Here is a 17,211-nt window from a genome sequence, read left to right as displayed (position 1 = left end):
TAGCTTATAACTCTTCCCTGCTAAACATTCGTAGTGAAATCTTATATGAGAAGTACAAGATGAATAGATAAACGATCCCTATCAAAGCTGTCTGTACCAGATGATCCTGCAGCTTTAAGTGGGTTATTGTTAAGAAAAAAGATGAATTGTTGAGTGAAGATCCAGCACTTATCGTGGTTATCGTTACAACTACATTAAAAAGGATATTAAAGTGATAGTTCTTGTTACCAAGCCAATAATGAATCGGCAGATAAATAGACGCAGTCACAGGAATCATAAGTAACGTTAAAGATACCCCTATCCAATACACCGGGCTAATGGAATATCCAAATGAAAAGGAAATTAGAAACAAAGCAAAAGAGCAAACCAAACCAATGAAACTATAAGGAATCAGTGATAAGTATTTAGCCAAGACAATCTCTTGCCGACTTACTGGCAGTCCTATAACAAACTTTGTGTTGTTATTCTGTGCATCCATCGAACAGGAGTATACGAGCAATAGTAAAGATTGAAAGGTAGCAAACATACTGGAGCTATCCAATTGTACATATGCAACAAACAAAATACTCAAGAGAAATAAAGGAATAAAATTCCCCAGGAGAATAAAGTCTTTCCGAATCAACAGCAAGAGATTAGACATACAAAGCGTTTCTCTTTACCGTAAAATACATGATTTCTTCCAGGGTAGGTATTTCGCATATCGCTTGATCTCTAAAATACCGCGCCTCCTCAGAATTATTGTTAAGAAGCCCCTCAAAACCAAGTGCTGTCTCTCTAATCCCAATGAAACACTTCCGCACATCCCGATCAAGCAACTCCTTGTTGCCTTTTACCAGCATATATTTATTTGGGAGAGATTCTTTCATCTCATTAAAAACTAGCCTCCCCTCATTCACAAAAACAATATAATCCGCTATCCGGTCTAAATCAGTCGTGTTATGCGTGGAGAAAAGAATAGATTTCTTCTCATCCTGGATATGCTCACTAAGCAGATCAAGCAGTTCTCTTCGGAATATGGGATCAAGACCTGCAGTAGGTTCGTCCATGATGAGCAGATCTGCACCGTGTGATAAAGCAATGGCGAGCGAATACTTCATTTTCATCCCTTTAGAGAGTTCTTTAATCTTTTTCCGCGGGGAAAGCTTGAACATCTCTATGTATTTCCTATAAGTCTCTTTATCCCACTGACTATAAAAGGGAGCAATCATCTTGCTCATTTGATCGATGGTTAATTGATCGTAAAAGTAGTTCTCATCGGAAACATACCCAATTCGATCTTTGTACTTTGCATTCTTTATGGATGTTTTTTCCCCAAAAATCTCGATACTTCCTTGGTCGGGTTGTACCATACCCATCATCATTTTAATTAATGTTGTTTTCCCTGCCCCATTGGGTCCTATTAACCCCGTAATATATCCTTCCTTGATACCGAACGTAAGTTCGCATAGGCTAAAATGGCCATATTTTTTAGATATTTGATTCAATTGAATGACATCGTTCATTCTGTCTCCTCCTCATACAGCAATTTCAACATCTCACTGAACTCAGCAAAATCAATCCCTAACATTTTACTCTCGTCGATAATCTCCTTCATTTTGTTCTCCATGATCCGTAACCGTTGTTCACGAATAAACTCCTGATCCGCACCAGAAACAAAGGAGCCTTTTCCCACAATGGAATTGATAAGCCCTTCTCTCTCCAGTTCTTCGTAAGCTCGTTTTGTTGTAATTACGCTAATCTGCAGCTCTTTAGCTAACAGTCGAATAGAAGGTAAAGGCGTACCTGAGACTAACTCTCCTTGCAGGATCATCTGGCGGATCTGACTTACAATCTGTGCATAGATGGGTTCACCGGAAGTGTTGGATATCAATATGTTCATGAACTCGTGCCCTCACTCCTAGTTTATGTGTGTTCAATGTATATATGTAATATATACACTATACTCATTGTTGTCAATGATCTTTCAAAATCCACAAAAAACAAGCCGATTCCTATGAACTCAGGGTCAGCTTGCTTGACATTCAGCATATATAATCATCATCACATCAATCCAGCACTTCTTAAAAAGCGACTAACAATGTCTATCTGATAGCGAATACGAAGGTCACGATCAAGACTCCAGCATGTTTCCACAGTAAATGCCTTCGCTCCTATGATGCGGGAGACGGCTGAACGTGACGAGCCGGGGCGCTCTCGTAAACGGATATTAAAATGATAAGAAGTATTAGCGATCGTACGATTAATGTCTTTTATGAGACGTCTTGCCGTAACCGTACCTTGGCTCTCCGGCTTAATAATAATAGACTGACCGAGGCGTTTCGGATTTCTTTGAGACAAACCGTTCGCTTCATGGAGATCAAGGTACCAGGTGGGGCGATAACGCCGTACTAATTGAAGCAAGGCTACGGATAACGGATGTTTGGCAGATCCATTCCGAGTACGCGGAAACGTTCGGTTCAAATCGGGCACGCCCCGAATTCGTTTGCGATAAGCTTTTTGATTCATGAGGGGAACAATAATAAGCGTACCACGGTAAATATATAGTTCTCCTTGTCTTAAGTGATTCACGATGTTTTTCGCCGCACGAATGCTTGCCGTTTCATTCCCGTGTATGCCGGACACCACCATAAACACAGGACCAGGGAGCCCACCACTGATCACGTAATAAGGGGTAGCATGGGATGTGGACGATGCTAAGGTATAATTCTCAATGATCATCATGCTTCACCTCCGCATTTAGGTGTCCATATATGTGTATTCCGTAGGACCACAGTTGTCCTAGACAGATAAGCAAAAAAAGCCTGATTTCTCAGGCTTTCTAAGTATTACTTTATAGATATAGGCAATTTATTTATACGCGGGCAACCAATCTCCATGGGCTGTGATCAGCTCATCACACATATTCGTAATGTCATCCATCGACAGTTCGGCGGCAGTGTGCGGATCGAGCATAGCTGCATGATAAATATGCTCTCTCTTATGAGTAATCGCTGCTTCAATTGTTAACAATTGTGTATTAATGTTCGTACGATTCAGTGCGGCACACTGCGGAGGCAGATCTCCCACGAAGGTTGGAGTGACACCGCTGCGGTCTACAAGGCACGGAACTTCTACACATGCTTCTTTCGGAAGATTGGTGATAAGACCTGTATTCATAACATTACCACCAATTTTGAAAGGTACATTCGTTTCGATGGCTTCCATAATGTAGGACGCATATTCATGCGAACGTTCATGTACAAGCTCTTTATTATTTACTAATTCTTCACGCATTAGCTGCCAGCGTTCAATTTGATCTACACAACGGCGTGGGTACTCGTCGAGTGGAATTTGAAAACGTTCGATGAGCTCAGGATAATTACGTTTGATAAAATAAGGATGATACTCTGCGTTATGTTCTGAAGACTCCGTAATATAGTAACCAAATTTAAGCATCATTTCATAACGAACCATATCCCCGTGATGCTCTTTCTGCTTATCGGCAGCGCGGCGTTTGATTTCCGGATATAAGTCCTCTCCGTCCTTCGTAACCTCGAGTAGCCAAGCCATATGGTTAATCCCGGCAATCTTAGCCTGTACACCCGTCTGATCCATTCCCAGATGCTCGAATAAGCCTGGAATACAATGCTGTACGCTATGACATAATCCAACAGTCTTCACACCACCATAAGTGTTCATCACATTGGTCAATACTGCCATTGGATTCGTATAATTCATGAACAGAGCATCTGGACAAACCTCTCTCACATCTGCCGCAAAATCAAGCATGACAGGAATTGTGCGTAAGTTGCGGAAAACACCACCGATACCAACCGTGTCCGCAATCGTTTGACGCAAACCATATTTCTTCGGAATTTCAAAGTCTGTAATGGTACAAGGATCGTAACCCCCGACCTGAATCGCATTAATCACATATTTAGCTCCGCGCAAAGCTTCCTTACGATCCGTATAGGATTTCACGATACAAGTACTGCCACTACTTGCTTTTATATTACTCAGCATATTCTCGGAATCTTTCAGGCGCTGAAGATCAATATCATATAGGGCAAGCTCAAAGCCTTGAAGGGCTGGAGTTCTCATGCAATCTCCTAAAACATTCTTTGCAAATACAGTACTACCCGCTCCGATAAATGTAATTTTGGACATATGAAATATTCCTCCTTAAGTAGTGAGTTCTACGGTCTCGACATCGCTAGCCACTCAGAAAACCTCAATGAATTTCCCTTATAAACACTAGAATGTCAGAGGATATCCGTCTCTCTCTTCACTATTCACTATAAATGAGAGCGGTCTCAATGAGTATGGAGAAATACAATTCATATATGGATGTTTGTTGCATTTTAGTGATATGTCCTATAATCTTATTGTAATTCAAATCATGTATAGGAGGTCAGAAGCAAATGGCTTCAGAGCATTATCATTTCTCAGCAGGGTTTAATCTTGCTCCTGATGAAATCGACCTAACTGTATTGTTCAGCGGAGAAGGTAAACCGGTCCCGGGACATAAGATGGGGCCTTCTGTTCACGATTACTACCTTATACATACCGTAATGGATGGAAAGGGTGTGTTTCAGAGTGGAAGTAACTCTCATATATGTGGTACGGGAGATACCTTTGTTATTTTCCCAGGGGCATTATTCAGTTATCAGGCAGACATGGAACAGCCTTGGACTTATGTATGGGTAGCCTTGCAAGGAGAAGCCGTTCAGCAGCTATTTAAAGAAGTGGGGATTACACCGGACAAGCCGTTAATACACTTAGATAACCTTATAGAGATACATAACTTGTATGAGCATATTCGTTTTTCTTTTCAGCAGTCTGCTTATCCAAGGTTGGAAAGTTTGGAGGCTTCTGGGTGGCTGCGCCTTCTGGTGCACAAATTCGGTCTTGCGAACATAAGTTCGCTCACCCCTAAATCCGCACAATTACCGGATGTTATCGACCGCCAGATCAATCAAGCGATCCGCTGGATCTCTCTCCAATTTCATCAACAGATCAGTATCGACCACATGGCATCCTCTCTTGGTTATCATAGGGCACACCTCTCTAAGGCCTTTAAGCAAAAGATCGGAATGTCACCCAAGCAATATTTGTTAAAGGTTCGCATGGATAAAGCAAAGGAACTGCTTGGAGGAACGCTCACCATCGACCAGGTATCCTCTTCGGTCGGTTTCAATGATGCGTTATATTTCTCCAAGCAGTTCCGTAAGTGGAGCGGTATGTCCCCCAGTGAATATCGAAGCCATCTTCGATCTGGCATATGATTGCTTATGGGTTATTTCATGGCTTTTGATAAAATCGAGGTGACAAACGCTGTCTTTCCTTCACAGTAAGCATCCATATCGTAGCGATGTTGTTCCGCCAAATGCTGTTTGACTTCTGCATATGCTTGACGTGCTTCCGCATTTGAACGGAGATAGTCTCTAAAAGCGATATGCTCCAAATACCCTTTTCCATCCTTAGGGCATACATACAGATGATATTTCATGAATTCGTCCGCTTGACGTCTTTTGAAGGCTTCCCTGCCCTCGATTCCCAAGTTCCCTTGATGTTCATAACCATGCTGTTGTAAACGTTCTATGATTTGTGGGAGTACATCGTAGCTATCCATTACAAGATCAAGATCTATGATGGGTTTAGCAGAGAGTCCTTCAATGGAAGTACTCCCCACATGCTCTATCGTAATAATGAGGTCGCCAACATAAGATAACAACTGTTCTTTTATTCTATCGAATTCTACCTTCCACTCTGGATCATAAGGGACAACTTCTACGACTTTCGTCTTCTGAGCGATGCTCATGCACCTCCTGCGTTGAATGTCTTCTTCTCAATTCCTCTATAGACTATCCATATGCATATAGCGGCCACAATTAGCATTCCACCCATCAGACAGACGCCATTCCAGCCCCAATGCTGCCATGCAAAGCTTCCAAGTGTTGATCCAATAGCTCCACCTGTAAAAGTGCTAACCATAAACACCGTATTTATTCGGCTGCGCGCCGCCGGCTCAAGTGCATAGATTCGTGTTTGGTTACTAACCTGTGACCCTTGTACTCCAAGATCCAGGATAATAACACCGGCAATCAGGCTCCAAATTGTAAATCCAGCTAAACCGAAGAATCCATAAGCAATCAATGTCAGCAATAGTAGTATACCTACTATCTTTTTCGGTGCGATCCTATCAGCTAACCTACCGATAAATGGAGCGCCCGCAGCACCTGCTACACCAATCAACCCAAACAAGCCTGTGATAGAGCTACTATAGTGGTAAGGTTCACCTTCTAGAAAGAAAGCCAGTGAAGTCCAGAACACGCTGAAGCCACCAAACATACAAGCACCAATCAATGATGCTTCACGAAGCGTCGAATATCTGCGAATCAAATTCCCCATTGATTTCAGTAGATCTGAATAGGATGAATTATTTTCTGGTTTCGTCTTTGGAATTAGTTGGTATAAGATAAGGGATAACAATAGCATTATAGCTGCGGCAATCCAGTACATGGCTCTCCAGCCGAACATATCTCCTATAATTCCGGATATTGTTCTTGCCAGCAAAATACCAAAAAATAGCCCGCTCATTACGGTTCCAATAACCTTACCTCTTTCTTCTGGCAAAGCGAGCTCCGCCGAGAGAGGAATGATGACCTGCGGCACGACCGTAGTTATGCCAATAGCAAAACTGGCGATATACATCCAAATAAGGTTCTGAGCTGTAGCGAAACCAACAAGTGATAGTGATACAGCAATAAGAAGTCCGGATATTAGTGTTCTTCGTTCACGGATGTCGCCCAACGGAACAAAGAATAACATCCCAAGCGCATAACCGATCTGAGTAAGCATCGATACATATCCTACTGCGTTAGAGGATGCATGGAATGTTCGTCCTATATCAGCCAAAAGGGGCTGATTGTAATACATATTTGCAACGCTTAATCCTGATGCAATGGCTAAAATAAGTATAAATTGCTTAGTTAGGCCTCCTCCTACACGAACTGCAGCGGGTGTGATAGATTGTGTCATGAAATTCTGTGCCTCCGATTACGTATGCTGCATCAAACAGCAAGCTTTATTTTCCTAATACATTATAGCAGTCACTGTCAAGCTGACGTATTTCTGCGATATAATAATTATCCTAAATACAATGATCTGCATAAGTGCAATTTTTATTGAAATATATTGAGCGGGGAGTAAATAACATGCACCAGAATGACCGAATTATGACCAGATTGCGCAAAGAACCGTTAAAGAATGTCAGTTTATTAAAAATGCTAACCTCATTCCATGAAGTCATGGAGTCTCATCTTGTGGAGCAAGGAAATCAATGGGGTGTTTTATTGCTTCTTCCTGCTTCAGCGTACGCATATGATCATAGAGTATATCCTCAAGCGGATTACATCGTATTTATGGATTACAGCAGCCCAGATGTATTTCCGGCTCTGTTTCAATTGTTGCCTCCACAAGCAAAAATTGTTTTTAAACTGCAAGACGTGAACTATAAAGAGGCATTATCATCACATTTTTCAATGGAGAAAGTCCGGGGGTTCTACTCATACAGTACAGCTGCGGGACAAATCTTTCCGAAGGACGAAGATGTTGTTATCAGTCATGTGGTTGACGACAGATTAATTCCGCTGTGGGCCGCTAATCATTACACGAAAGACGAAATAGAAGACTATTTTCAAAACGGGGCTTTTTCCGTGTCAATTTTCCTAGACAACAATCCGGTCAGTACCTGCTTAGCGTTCCGTAATGAAGAAACCATCTGGGAAATCGGCGCTGTACATACTTTAGAATCCTCTCAAAGAAACGGGTATGCGAAAAAGGTGGTCCAAACCGCCATACAAGAAACGTTAGAACGAGGGTTTATTCCACGCTATCATGTGCTTGAAACAAATCAAGCTTCCATCAGACTAGCTGAATCTATTGGACTCATTCCTTGTGTACAGCTTGAACACTGGATTAACTACATCCAATAACACGCTTGATAGGAGGTGATTTGAATGAGTTATGGGCCGAACGAGAATCAAAACTATTATCCTCCCCCGCCCCCACCAACACCGATGAATGGCAAGTCAATTGCTGGTTTCGTTTTAGGAGTACTTTCCATAATTGTTCCTTATATCGGATTTTTGTTAGGGATTGTAGCGGTTATTCTGTCTGCCCTGTCCCTTAAAGAAATACGGATTCGGTATGAGCAAGGAAGAGGCTTAGCTATTGCGGGTCTGGTATGCGGGATTGTCGGCACTCTACTTTATGCCATAATCATTTTATTTTTCGTTATTTTTATATACGCTGCTTCTAGTTACCCATACTGATCTACACACAAAAAAAGATCTCTATAGCCACCCTAATGGCTGCAGAGATCCTTTTTCCTTTCCTATGAACAAAAATTCAGTAGGTTCCATTGTTAAGCTGCTGACGATACTCCGTCGGAGTTACTAGGAACCGCTTGCGGAACATCTGTGTAAAATGTCGCATGTCCTGATATCCAATACGTTCGGCGATTTCTGCCACCTTAAGCTTCGAGTTCACTAGCAGCAGCTTGGCTTGCTCTAATCGTAAGGATGTCACATATTCTTTATAGCCTTGACCCGTCTTCTGTTTAAATAATTGACTGAAGTAGACCGGATTCAGAAATACAACGGAAGCAATCTTTTCCAAAGTAAGGTCTTCGAAATAGTGTTCTTTTACATACTGCAATGCGATGTCGATGGCTTTTTCGCCACTACCTTTCGCTGGCGTTAAATCCAATACTTGCGAATTCACTGCCTCTCTTAAGCTCGTTACGATCTGAGGGACAGTATTTATATCGTAGCTAAGTCCGGAATGGATCATTTGGAAAGGTGTTTTTAAATATTGCTTCAAATAGGTCCGCCCATCTTCCAGAAAAGATTCTAATCGTGCTTCTTCTCTTAAGGTGATTAATCCCAGCAGACTCTGGCGGTCATAGCTGACCACAAAACCGCTCCCGTCACGCTCTATCAGCTCAGTTAACACATTCTCTACAATAAAATGTTCTATCCGGATGTTTTTATCACCCGCCTCCATTTGTAGCAAAATCAAATAGAAACATTGATGGTCTTCTATTAATTGGCTGATGTCTAAATTACCGAGATTAAAACCAGAAGCGAGCCTTTGAAATACACCTTCTCTTAAATATTTCAGACTTGACCTTAATCGGTCTTCATCTTTAATAAGCTTATGATCCTGCTCTATTTCTAGCGATAAGTTACTAATAATCTCAAGTAGCTTGCTTTTGCCGATCGGCTTAAGTAGATAATCTCTCGCTCCAAGACGAACTGCCTCCTGCGCATAGGCGAACTCACTGTGTGCAGAGATGACCACCCATTTGACATAAGGATACCGCCGCTTAGAAATCCTCATGAACTCTAGACCATTCATACCGGGCATAAGAATATCTGTTAAGACGATATGGATGGACTGTTCCTCCATAATCTTGACAGCTTCTTCTGTCGACGCAGCAACATGTACACAATAATCTGGATAGATACTTCTTATAGTGCGCTTAATGCCTTCTCGGATCACCCGTTCATCATCAGCTATGAGAATGTTCACGACTATGCTCTCCTTCCTGCGGAATCGGCAGCATAATAGCAACCACGGTTCCTTCTCCAGGTAAGCTTCGAATCACAAGACCATAAGATTCTCCGAACATATGCTGGAGCCGCCGATGCAGATTTTGAAGACCGATCCCCATTTTTCCATTTTCTTTCGTTGTAGGTCGATCCAAGGATTCCACCAGTGCATTCAGCTTCTCTGCATCCATACCTTTGCCATTATCTTGAACGACGATGTTCAGCAATCCAGTTTCTTCAAGTATACTCACCTTCAAAATACCTTGACGATCGAGCGATTCCAAGCCATGTTTTACAGCATTTTCAATGACCGGTTGTACAGTCATCTTGGGAAGGCGAACCTCAAGCCATCGTTCATCTATATTTATCTCAATCCGTAGACGACCTTCCAGCCGAATAGAAATAATATTTAGATAGTGCCCGATTTGTTCCAGTTCTTCTCGTAACGTGACTTCTACGTCAACTTCCCAATAACTGCTGTACCGGAACATCGAAGATAGCGAGAGAACAAGTTCACCCAGTTGCTCATTCCCTTCCTCATCCAGCATCCAATAAATCATATCCAGAGTATTGTATAGAAAATGTGGGTTCACTTGAGATTGTAAGGCATGAAGCTCAGCATTCTTCTCACTGACGGAAGAAAGTTTTACCCGCTCGATTAGTTCTTCGATTCGGCGAACCATCCGATTAAACGAAGCAACAAGAATATTAATCTCTTGATAAGATGAAACATTCACCATTCCCCGAAAATTACCGATCTCCACTTGCTTCATCTCTCGAATCACCTTTTTAAGCGGCAAAGAAATCGTTCGTGAAACAATAGAAGCTATCAAAGTAGAGACGAGAACAAGAATCGAAAATACAATGAACAGATAACGTTTCATCTCTACCAACTCTACATTTAGGTCGCGATTAGGAGTGATACTAAGCACCCACCAACCAGAGAAGGACAGTTTAGAAGCGACAAGCAGACGATTGGCTGTCTGTTCGACCACAACATTCTGGGAGTTCTGTAAAGACGGGAGCTGAGTTAAATCAGGTTCCTGATCTTCGGCAGAGGATACGAATCGTCCATCCTGCGACATTAAATACACCTGGCTATGCTCACCCAGCTTCACATTATCCAGCGCATCCAGAACAGGCTTCGGATTCGTCTCGTACAGAACAATGCCAATCGGTTTGTGTTCATTGAGATCGTAAATCTGACGTCCGAAGGCAAACACAGGACTATCCTCCACTTGATCGATAAGAGAATGTTCATAGACGCCGAGCCAGACCATTTTACCGGAGGAAGCTTGCAGCTGATGGTACCAATCTTCCTTCATATATTCGGGATCAACCACATTCATATAGTTTCCGTAATTATAGATCTTACCTTTATCTGTAATGACATGAATACCTACGAGATCATCCCGAGAATAAAATATAGCTCCTAAAATATTGGTAATCGTCTGTTCATTGATGTAAGCTACCGCGGGCTCTGTGCTTGTCTCATTAATCAAACGTATCAATTCAAAGTTATTGCTGAGTGATTTAGAGAGACTATCATACCCTTTGTACAGTAAGCTGAATAGATCCGCTGTCTGAGCGACATTCTTCTGCGACAAATCACTTATTTTCTCATGAAACTGTACGGTTGTCCGGTTGTAATAGAGCAGACTCACAATTAATAGAATGCTAGACATGCAAAAAAGAAACAGCAAAAACAATCGATGGTGGATGGAATGAAAGCTGTTTCTCAAAAAGGCTTCCCTCCTCAAACTCATCTGTCCTGCTGCTTCTTCATTATAATTCCATTATTGTAATTTGCAATATAGATTTATCCTTTTACTGCGCCCGCCACCATTCCTTTTGTAATCTGATTGGATAAGAAGAAATAGATTAAAATGACGGGTAACGCACCCATCACTAGAAATGCACCGATATTCCCATAGTTTACAGAATACTGACTAACGAATGTGTACACGCCAAAGGGCAAGGTCTTCAATTTCTCGGAGGAAATGAAGGTGGCCGCTAAGATATACTCATTCCAAATGTTGATGAACGTTAGAATACATACAGTCATTACAGGTGGTACAGATACAGGAAGAATGATCGTGCGGAAGATCCGATATACGCTCGCCCCATCAATAAAGGCTGATTCTTCAATTTCATGCGGAATGCTCTTCATAAAGCCACTTAATATGAACACCGCTATTGGGGTTGAAAAAGCTACATAAGGCAATATGAGCGATAAGTGTGTATTCAGAATATGCATATTTTTGAAAATGATCATCAGCGGAAGCAAGGTGGCCTGCATGGGAATCATCATCCCCATTAAGAAGATCGTCATGACCAAGTTGCCGTAACGCCAACGGAACCGTGAGATCGCGTAAGCTACCATCGAGCTAAGCAGGATGACGAAGATCATCGTTACACCGGTAACCACTACACTGTTAGATAAATACTTTAAATAGCTACCGGACTTATAAGCCTCGCTATAGTTATGCCACTGAAATACTTTAGGAAATGAGAAAAAACTTCCTCCCAAAATCTCTTCATTGGTCTTCAAGGAATAGAGCATTAGCCATAGCAGAGGATATAGCTGGGTAACGACAGGAATCGCAAAGAGAAGATACACGAGTCCTTTTTTAAAATATAAGAACGTATTAGTTTCACGGAATACATTATTCTTATATTTCTCGCTTAAACGCTTACCGTCCTTGTAAGGACGCTTTGGGCGTTTATGCTTGACATTCCGCATGATCGCGCACTCCTTTGCTAACTGAATTTTTTCTCAAGCTTATTAAAGATAGTATTAATGCTAGCAGTAAACACAAGGCACAGTATGACCAAGAACGAAGCGATAGCACTACCATATCCATATTTAAAGGATAAGAAAGAACTGTTGTACATATGTGTGGAAATAACATCTGTAGCATGAGCGGGTCCACCGGCTGTCATGACCATAACGAGATCAAAAGCCTGCAAAGATCCTATAAAAGCGAGTACGATAGATATTTTAAAGATTGGAATAATCAGCGGAAAAGTAATATATCGATCGGCTTTGAATCCGTCAGCCCCATCAATCTTTGCCGCTTCATACAGCTCATCCGGGATATTCTGAACACCGGTATATTGAATCAGCAAATGGTAGCCAAAATATTGCCAAAGAGATACTGCATAAAGCGCAAACATCGCAATTTTAGGTTCTGTGATCCAATTGTGAGTCCAGCTATCCAGCCCAAGAGAGATCAGGACGCCATTCAACATCCCGCCCATGGAGACAGGGTCATAGATCGTTTTCCAGAGCTGCCCAATGATAACCACCGACAAAATAACCGGCGTAAAGTAAATAGAAACCAAAGTGTTTCCTTTTCTCACGTACCGATTTAGCAGGATAGCCATCAACAAACAAAATGGAATTTCCACCATAGAAGCCACAGCATAGAGTAACGTTCTCTTTACAGATGGCCAAAACACTGGATCATGAAAAAACATCTCTTTGAAATTAGCAAGTCCAGCAAATGTTTTCGTAGTCGTAATTCCGTCCCATTGCAGCAATCCTGTATAAAAGGATACTAGGATAGGAGCAAACACCAAGCACACATACAAAAGCAGGCAAGGTAACACGAAGACGGCGATTGTGCGCGCTGGAACCTTTAGTACCTTCATTATTTCCGCCCCCTAGAATGTAAACACGATGCGAAGAAGCGTTTAAGCACCCTCGCATCGCGTTTTCAAAACCTTCTTATTTATTAGCTTCAAATGCGGTTTGATGTTCTTTAGCTACTTGAGCGGAATCCACTTTTTGAACAAAAAGATTTTGGATACTGCTTAGATGGACTTGTGCCGTAGCTGGGTTCATGGTGTTGTCAAAGGCCAAGTCGCCACCTTTAACCTGATTGAACAATCCTGAAATGTTGATCGCCAGATCAGAATATCCTGCGCCTTTCAGGTCCCCATCCACTTTTTGACCAATCCCTACAGCATTTTTAAGTTCAAATTGTTTTTTAGGAAGATTCAGTGTGAAGAAATTCAAGAAATCTTTCGTTTCTTGTAAATGCTCACTGTTCGCAGAAATCGCAAAGGCGCTACCTGGTGCGAGCATGAATTCATTTGGATCCCCTTTACCATTAACGCTTGGGAATTGGAAGGCTCCTGCTTTACCAGCGACTGAGGAAGCGTCAATTGCACCTGTTTCCCATGAACCGATAACCCACATAGCGGCTTTACCGGATTTGAAGATATTACCACCTGCATTAGCATCGATGGAAGTTGCTCCATCTGGGAATGCACCTGCTTGCACGAGGTCTTGGAAACGATCTACAGCTTCTATGAAAGCAGGATCTTCAAATGTTTTTTTGCCATCAAGTACGTCTTGAAGGAAACCAGGGCCTCCATTGGTGCGAAGCAGGATATTCATGAACAAGAATGAACCCGTCCAGGAATCTTTTTCACCGATCGCGATTGGCGTAATGCCTTTTGCTTTCAAAGTTTTTACATCTTGGAGTAATTCATCGAATGTTTTAGGAGTGTCTGCGATGCCCGCTTGCTCGAAGAGTTCTTTATTATAGTAGACTACCTCGATGTTATTACCATCTGGCAGCGCATAAACATTACCATCGAAGCTGTAGTAATCAAGTAGACCGGATTGATAAGTGTCTTTCAGTCCATTTTGATCCAGCATGTCATTCAGAGGAGCAAACAGCTTTGCATCAACGAAAGGTTTCATTTGTGCAGCCGGGTTAACAATCGTAATATCAGGGATTTCTTTGGAAGCGGCTTGTGTTTTCAATTTGACCTTTTGCTGGTCCGTATTTAAAGTATCCAGTTCGATGTGAATGTTAGGGTTTTCTTTTTCATATTGGTCAACTAATTCATGAAGCATCTTATAAGAAGGTGTTGCTGGATCCGGGTAGATATTTTGAAAAGTAATCGTGACCTTCTTACCGCTTTCGGTTTTTGTAGTTCCGGCATCTGGAGCATTCGTAGCTGTATTCCCTTTCGACTCTGTAGCGCCTTTACTCTCGTTGTTGTTTGAATTTCCACACGCTGCCATACTTAAAACCAAAGCTGCTGATAACGCAATTGCTGAAGTTGCCTTCATTTTTTTGCTGACCATTGTTTGACGCCCCCTATTTTCGTTATAGGCTTATTATTGTACTGTTAAGCGCTTTCAACAAGGTGTCAAATTTAAGATATATGGTTTGTTTTTTCTAGAAAAATACAATATATGTCCGAACATAACGAAACACCCGCTAATTGGGGTGCTTCGATTAAAAATAATTTTCGATATTCTGTCTGGAAATTCGTTCAATCAGATGTTGTACCAAAATCGGTAATCTTAAGCTTTAGATCAAAGGTCACTGGAATCCGAGTAAATTCCTCGTCCCAATGATCCTTAATCTGTTTCCAGACATGAGGCCTTTCAATGCTAAACCAATCTCCGAATCCTGCTACATCCACTTTGTAAGTGGATTGCATTTTGTTGATAAGAGCATTGATTTGTTGGGTTAATTTTTCTTCGAATATCTTCTCTAGTTCTTTGAAATAATCAACTTCCGAGGAATGCGCATCAACATCCCAATTCTCAATTAGGCGTCCAGTGGACTCAATTGCAACATGAAATGATATCTTCTTATCATCGGTCTCTTTCAGCGTAATCTTACTCTTAACGGATTTAATCTCATAAGTAATCGACTCGTTCGACTGATCATATGCTTTGAGACTCCCTCCTCTTATATCCCCCTTGATCCAGGCAATACTCTCCACGTCATTTTGGTCGAGATTTCCGATCCAATGTCCTGTATCTCCCTTGATTATACCGGCTCCGGAAAATTTGATCTCACCATGTGCCTCTATAACGTTCTGCAACACAAAGCTTTGCTTGGAGTACATAAGCGCATCTAGATTCGATAGCGTTATGCCCTTCATAACTTTACTGGTTCTGAAATTGTTACGGACCATCTCCACCAGCCGGAAGGAAGGAATCTCCTCCTCAGTCGTCATAAGCGAATCGGACGCGAGCCCCTGGCTAAGAAATATGAGACAACTGGGACGGATATCGTTATCTCGGAGTACAAAATCCATTAACTGTCTGATCTTCGCCTTTTGCACTAGATCCTCTGATATGACGATAACCTTAAGGTGATGGCCTATAATCGGACGGTTCTTGCGAATGGAGAACTGACGGAATATTTCAAGCAGAGAATCCCCTGTTTCTGAAATATTGTAAAAATGGGTTTTGGTTTTTTCGCCTTCTTTACCGGAGTTCCCGATTGTTCTTTCAGGCACAATTTGTACGGTTGCCGTAAGTTTATTATGCTTTGGGTAGCTCCCTCCACGCTCCTCAAATTCCCGTTCGAGCGTTCTAGGTTCCCCCTTATCAAGCGCCAATCCCGTAATAACACTCAGGTCTTCAATCTCTTTACTGCTCCAACAACCAGGCTGCGTAAGCAGAATCATGAATATTATTAGTAAGTGTATTACCCTCTGTCTAAACATTCTGCTTGAGTCCTTTCTTCCTGATCAGTAATACGATCGACAATAACAGTGGCAACAACATAAAAATCAGCACACCCATATAGCCAATCGATTCACCAAGACTGAAGACATCGTTGATGCGTTGAGGAATCATCGTGCAGATGAAAATTACAGGCATTAAGGCGAACATAACCGGATGGATCTTCAGATTAAACACTTGCGAAATTCCAAGTGACGCATTAAAGAAAAAACTGCAAAAATTGCAGAACATCTGCATCAGCCATATGACTAACAAAGGAAATTCAAATCGTTCAAAAAAGAATCCTGAAATTTCCAAGCTTCGTACCAAATCTATCGTAGGCCAGGTACTGGTGATTACAGAATTGATGGACAGACCTCCAATAACCATCACAACAGTTACCAAATACAGTACCAACGGGATACTGAATCCGACCATCATCCCTTTAACCGCTTCCTGCGGATGCTCCATAAAGGCCGTCATGATCATAACAACCTCACATCCAGTAAAGATCAGGATGCCCGACTTCATCCCCCGAATGACCGGCATCAGGCCTTCACTCATAAAAGGGCGTAAATGATGAATATCAAATATTCTGGAGCTTAAGATAAAACAAATAATCAGAATAAAGATACTGATCGGAAACACAATTTGAAACACACGGGCAATGGAATTAATCCCCCCATACACCAAATAGGTGCCTACCCAGATGAACGGCATCACAATCGCCCAAATTGGAGTCCCTTCCAGAAGAAAGAACAACGTTACTTCCGCCAGTACTCGGATTTCGAAGCCCGCAATCACAATAAAGTACAGAATCAACAAAGAACTCAGTACACCACCTGGAAGATTTCCAACAATTTTTTTAGAATACTGAAAGACAGTTTTACCTGGAAATTGCTGGCTAAGCTTCACCATAACCATTATCACTATAAACACGACAATACCACCCAGCACCACAGAAACCCAGGCATCAGGAGTCTGTACAGCCTTGACAAGATCTCTTGGCAAGGTCAAAATTCCGGCACCCAGCATTGAATTGGTCAATACTATGGCAGCTTGCGAGGTTGTGATCTTGTCATCCGTACGTTTGAACACTGTGGTCTCCCCCCTGCTCCTGCAAGAATACAT

The 17,211-nt window shown here is 41.9% G+C and carries 17 protein-coding genes; 3 read left to right on the top strand and 14 right to left on the bottom strand.

What is annotated here, in order from left to right:
- Positions 1–4 precede the first annotated feature (4 nt).
- The 5 genes from MKX35_RS18015 to MKX35_RS17995 all read right to left on the bottom strand — a co-directional run bounded on the left by MKX35_RS18015 (position 5) and on the right by MKX35_RS17995 (position 4,146).
- The gene (locus MKX35_RS18015; protein WP_076298687.1) at positions 5–640 is read right to left on the bottom strand and encodes an ABC-2 transporter permease; all 636 of its coding nucleotides are present in this window, start codon (positions 638–640) and stop codon (positions 5–7) included.
- Entirely contained in the window at positions 633–1,502 is an 870-nt protein-coding gene (locus MKX35_RS18010) for an ABC transporter ATP-binding protein (protein WP_076298688.1), read from the bottom strand. The genes MKX35_RS18015 and MKX35_RS18010 overlap by 8 nt, the downstream gene beginning before the upstream one ends.
- Positions 1,499–1,879: a GntR family transcriptional regulator gene (locus MKX35_RS18005; protein ID WP_042188506.1), complete on the bottom strand. Its 381-nt coding sequence runs from the start codon at positions 1,877–1,879 to the stop codon at positions 1,499–1,501. The genes MKX35_RS18010 and MKX35_RS18005 overlap by 4 nt, the downstream gene beginning before the upstream one ends.
- Positions 1,880–2,040: 161 nt before the next feature.
- Complete coding sequence (locus MKX35_RS18000) at positions 2,041–2,718, bottom strand: succinylglutamate desuccinylase/aspartoacylase domain-containing protein (protein WP_076298851.1); 678 nt, start codon at positions 2,716–2,718, stop codon at positions 2,041–2,043.
- Positions 2,719–2,847: 129 nt separating this feature from the next.
- Positions 2,848–4,146, bottom strand: coding sequence for an alpha-glucosidase/alpha-galactosidase (locus MKX35_RS17995; RefSeq protein ID WP_076298689.1), 1,299 nt, complete (start codon positions 4,144–4,146; stop codon positions 2,848–2,850).
- A 254-nt stretch (positions 4,147–4,400) separates the two neighbouring features.
- Here MKX35_RS17995 and MKX35_RS17990 point away from each other — a divergent pair, with 254 nt between their 5' ends.
- On the top strand, positions 4,401–5,264 hold the full coding sequence (locus MKX35_RS17990) for an AraC family transcriptional regulator (protein WP_076298690.1): 864 nt from the start codon (positions 4,401–4,403) through the stop codon (positions 5,262–5,264).
- Between the two features lie 11 nt (positions 5,265–5,275).
- On the opposite strand, the gene MKX35_RS17985 is transcribed toward MKX35_RS17990, so the two are convergent.
- On the bottom strand, positions 5,276–5,800 hold the full coding sequence (locus MKX35_RS17985; RefSeq protein WP_076298691.1) for a GrpB family protein: 525 nt from the start codon (positions 5,798–5,800) through the stop codon (positions 5,276–5,278).
- Complete coding sequence (locus MKX35_RS17980; RefSeq protein WP_076283635.1) at positions 5,797–7,020, bottom strand: MFS transporter; 1,224 nt, start codon at positions 7,018–7,020, stop codon at positions 5,797–5,799. Before MKX35_RS17980 ends, MKX35_RS17985 begins: the two co-directional genes overlap by 4 nt.
- A gap of 176 nt (positions 7,021–7,196) precedes the next feature.
- Here MKX35_RS17980 and MKX35_RS17975 point away from each other — a divergent pair, with 176 nt between their 5' ends.
- The gene (locus tag MKX35_RS17975; RefSeq protein WP_076298692.1) at positions 7,197–7,976 is read left to right on the top strand and encodes a GNAT family N-acetyltransferase; all 780 of its coding nucleotides are present in this window, start codon (positions 7,197–7,199) and stop codon (positions 7,974–7,976) included.
- Positions 7,977–8,000: 24 nt separating this feature from the next.
- Positions 8,001–8,315, top strand: coding sequence for a DUF4190 domain-containing protein (locus tag MKX35_RS17970; RefSeq protein ID WP_076298693.1), 315 nt, complete (start codon positions 8,001–8,003; stop codon positions 8,313–8,315).
- A 76-nt stretch (positions 8,316–8,391) separates the two neighbouring features.
- On the opposite strand, the gene MKX35_RS17965 is transcribed toward MKX35_RS17970, so the two are convergent.
- The 7 genes from MKX35_RS17965 to MKX35_RS17935 all read right to left on the bottom strand — a co-directional run bounded on the left by MKX35_RS17965 (position 8,392) and on the right by MKX35_RS17935 (position 17,178).
- On the bottom strand, positions 8,392–9,576 hold the full coding sequence (locus MKX35_RS17965; RefSeq protein WP_076283632.1) for a response regulator: 1,185 nt from the start codon (positions 9,574–9,576) through the stop codon (positions 8,392–8,394).
- Complete coding sequence (locus tag MKX35_RS17960; RefSeq protein ID WP_076283631.1) at positions 9,557–11,338, bottom strand: cache domain-containing sensor histidine kinase; 1,782 nt, start codon at positions 11,336–11,338, stop codon at positions 9,557–9,559. The genes MKX35_RS17965 and MKX35_RS17960 overlap by 20 nt, the downstream gene beginning before the upstream one ends.
- Positions 11,339–11,415: 77 nt before the next feature.
- Positions 11,416–12,339, bottom strand: coding sequence for a carbohydrate ABC transporter permease (locus MKX35_RS17955; protein ID WP_256716236.1), 924 nt, complete (start codon positions 12,337–12,339; stop codon positions 11,416–11,418).
- A gap of 17 nt (positions 12,340–12,356) precedes the next feature.
- Entirely contained in the window at positions 12,357–13,250 is an 894-nt protein-coding gene (locus tag MKX35_RS17950; RefSeq protein WP_042188566.1) for a carbohydrate ABC transporter permease, read from the bottom strand.
- A gap of 76 nt (positions 13,251–13,326) precedes the next feature.
- A complete protein-coding gene (locus MKX35_RS17945) occupies positions 13,327–14,700 on the bottom strand; it encodes an extracellular solute-binding protein (protein ID WP_076298694.1) in 1,374 nt (457 codons plus the stop codon).
- 191 nt (positions 14,701–14,891) lie between these two features.
- Positions 14,892–16,082: a Ger(x)C family spore germination protein gene (locus MKX35_RS17940; protein WP_076298695.1), complete on the bottom strand. Its 1,191-nt coding sequence runs from the start codon at positions 16,080–16,082 to the stop codon at positions 14,892–14,894.
- Positions 16,075–17,178, bottom strand: a complete 1,104-nt coding sequence (locus tag MKX35_RS17935; RefSeq protein WP_076298696.1) for a GerAB/ArcD/ProY family transporter — start codon at positions 17,176–17,178, stop codon at positions 16,075–16,077. Before MKX35_RS17935 ends, MKX35_RS17940 begins: the two co-directional genes overlap by 8 nt.
- Positions 17,179–17,211: the final 33 nt, after the last annotated feature.

The sequence above is a fragment of the Paenibacillus sp. FSL R5-0923 genome (assembly GCF_038009145.1).
GTDB lineage: Bacteria > Bacillota > Bacilli > Paenibacillales > Paenibacillaceae > Paenibacillus_AQ.
This window is presented reverse-complemented; position numbering and strand designations above follow the sequence as displayed.

Bases quoted from the DNA above. Each gene is read 5' to 3' on its own strand.
- MKX35_RS17955 (WP_256716236.1), bottom strand. From the start codon at position 12,339: ATGCGGAATGTCAAGCATAAACGCCCAAAGCGTCCTTACAAGGACGGT.
- MKX35_RS17940 (WP_076298695.1), bottom strand. From the start codon at position 16,082: ATGTTTAGACAGAGGGTAATACACTTACTAATAATATTCATGATTCTG.
- MKX35_RS18010 (WP_076298688.1), bottom strand. From the start codon at position 1,502: ATGAACGATGTCATTCAATTGAATCAAATATCTAAAAAATATGGCCAT.
- MKX35_RS17995 (WP_076298689.1), bottom strand. From the start codon at position 4,146: ATGTCCAAAATTACATTTATCGGAGCGGGTAGTACTGTATTTGCAAAG.
- MKX35_RS17980 (WP_076283635.1), bottom strand. From the start codon at position 7,020: ATGACACAATCTATCACACCCGCTGCAGTTCGTGTAGGAGGAGGCCTA.
- MKX35_RS17985 (WP_076298691.1), bottom strand. From the start codon at position 5,800: ATGAGCATCGCTCAGAAGACGAAAGTCGTAGAAGTTGTCCCTTATGAT.
- MKX35_RS17970 (WP_076298693.1), top strand. From the start codon at position 8,001: ATGAGTTATGGGCCGAACGAGAATCAAAACTATTATCCTCCCCCGCCC.
- MKX35_RS17950 (WP_042188566.1), bottom strand. From the start codon at position 13,250: ATGAAGGTACTAAAGGTTCCAGCGCGCACAATCGCCGTCTTCGTGTTA.
- MKX35_RS17990 (WP_076298690.1), top strand. From the start codon at position 4,401: ATGGCTTCAGAGCATTATCATTTCTCAGCAGGGTTTAATCTTGCTCCT.
- MKX35_RS18000 (WP_076298851.1), bottom strand. From the start codon at position 2,718: ATGATCATTGAGAATTATACCTTAGCATCGTCCACATCCCATGCTACC.
- MKX35_RS18015 (WP_076298687.1), bottom strand. From the start codon at position 640: ATGTCTAATCTCTTGCTGTTGATTCGGAAAGACTTTATTCTCCTGGGG.
- MKX35_RS17945 (WP_076298694.1), bottom strand. From the start codon at position 14,700: ATGGTCAGCAAAAAAATGAAGGCAACTTCAGCAATTGCGTTATCAGCA.
- MKX35_RS17975 (WP_076298692.1), top strand. From the start codon at position 7,197: ATGCACCAGAATGACCGAATTATGACCAGATTGCGCAAAGAACCGTTA.
- MKX35_RS18005 (WP_042188506.1), bottom strand. From the start codon at position 1,879: ATGAACATATTGATATCCAACACTTCCGGTGAACCCATCTATGCACAG.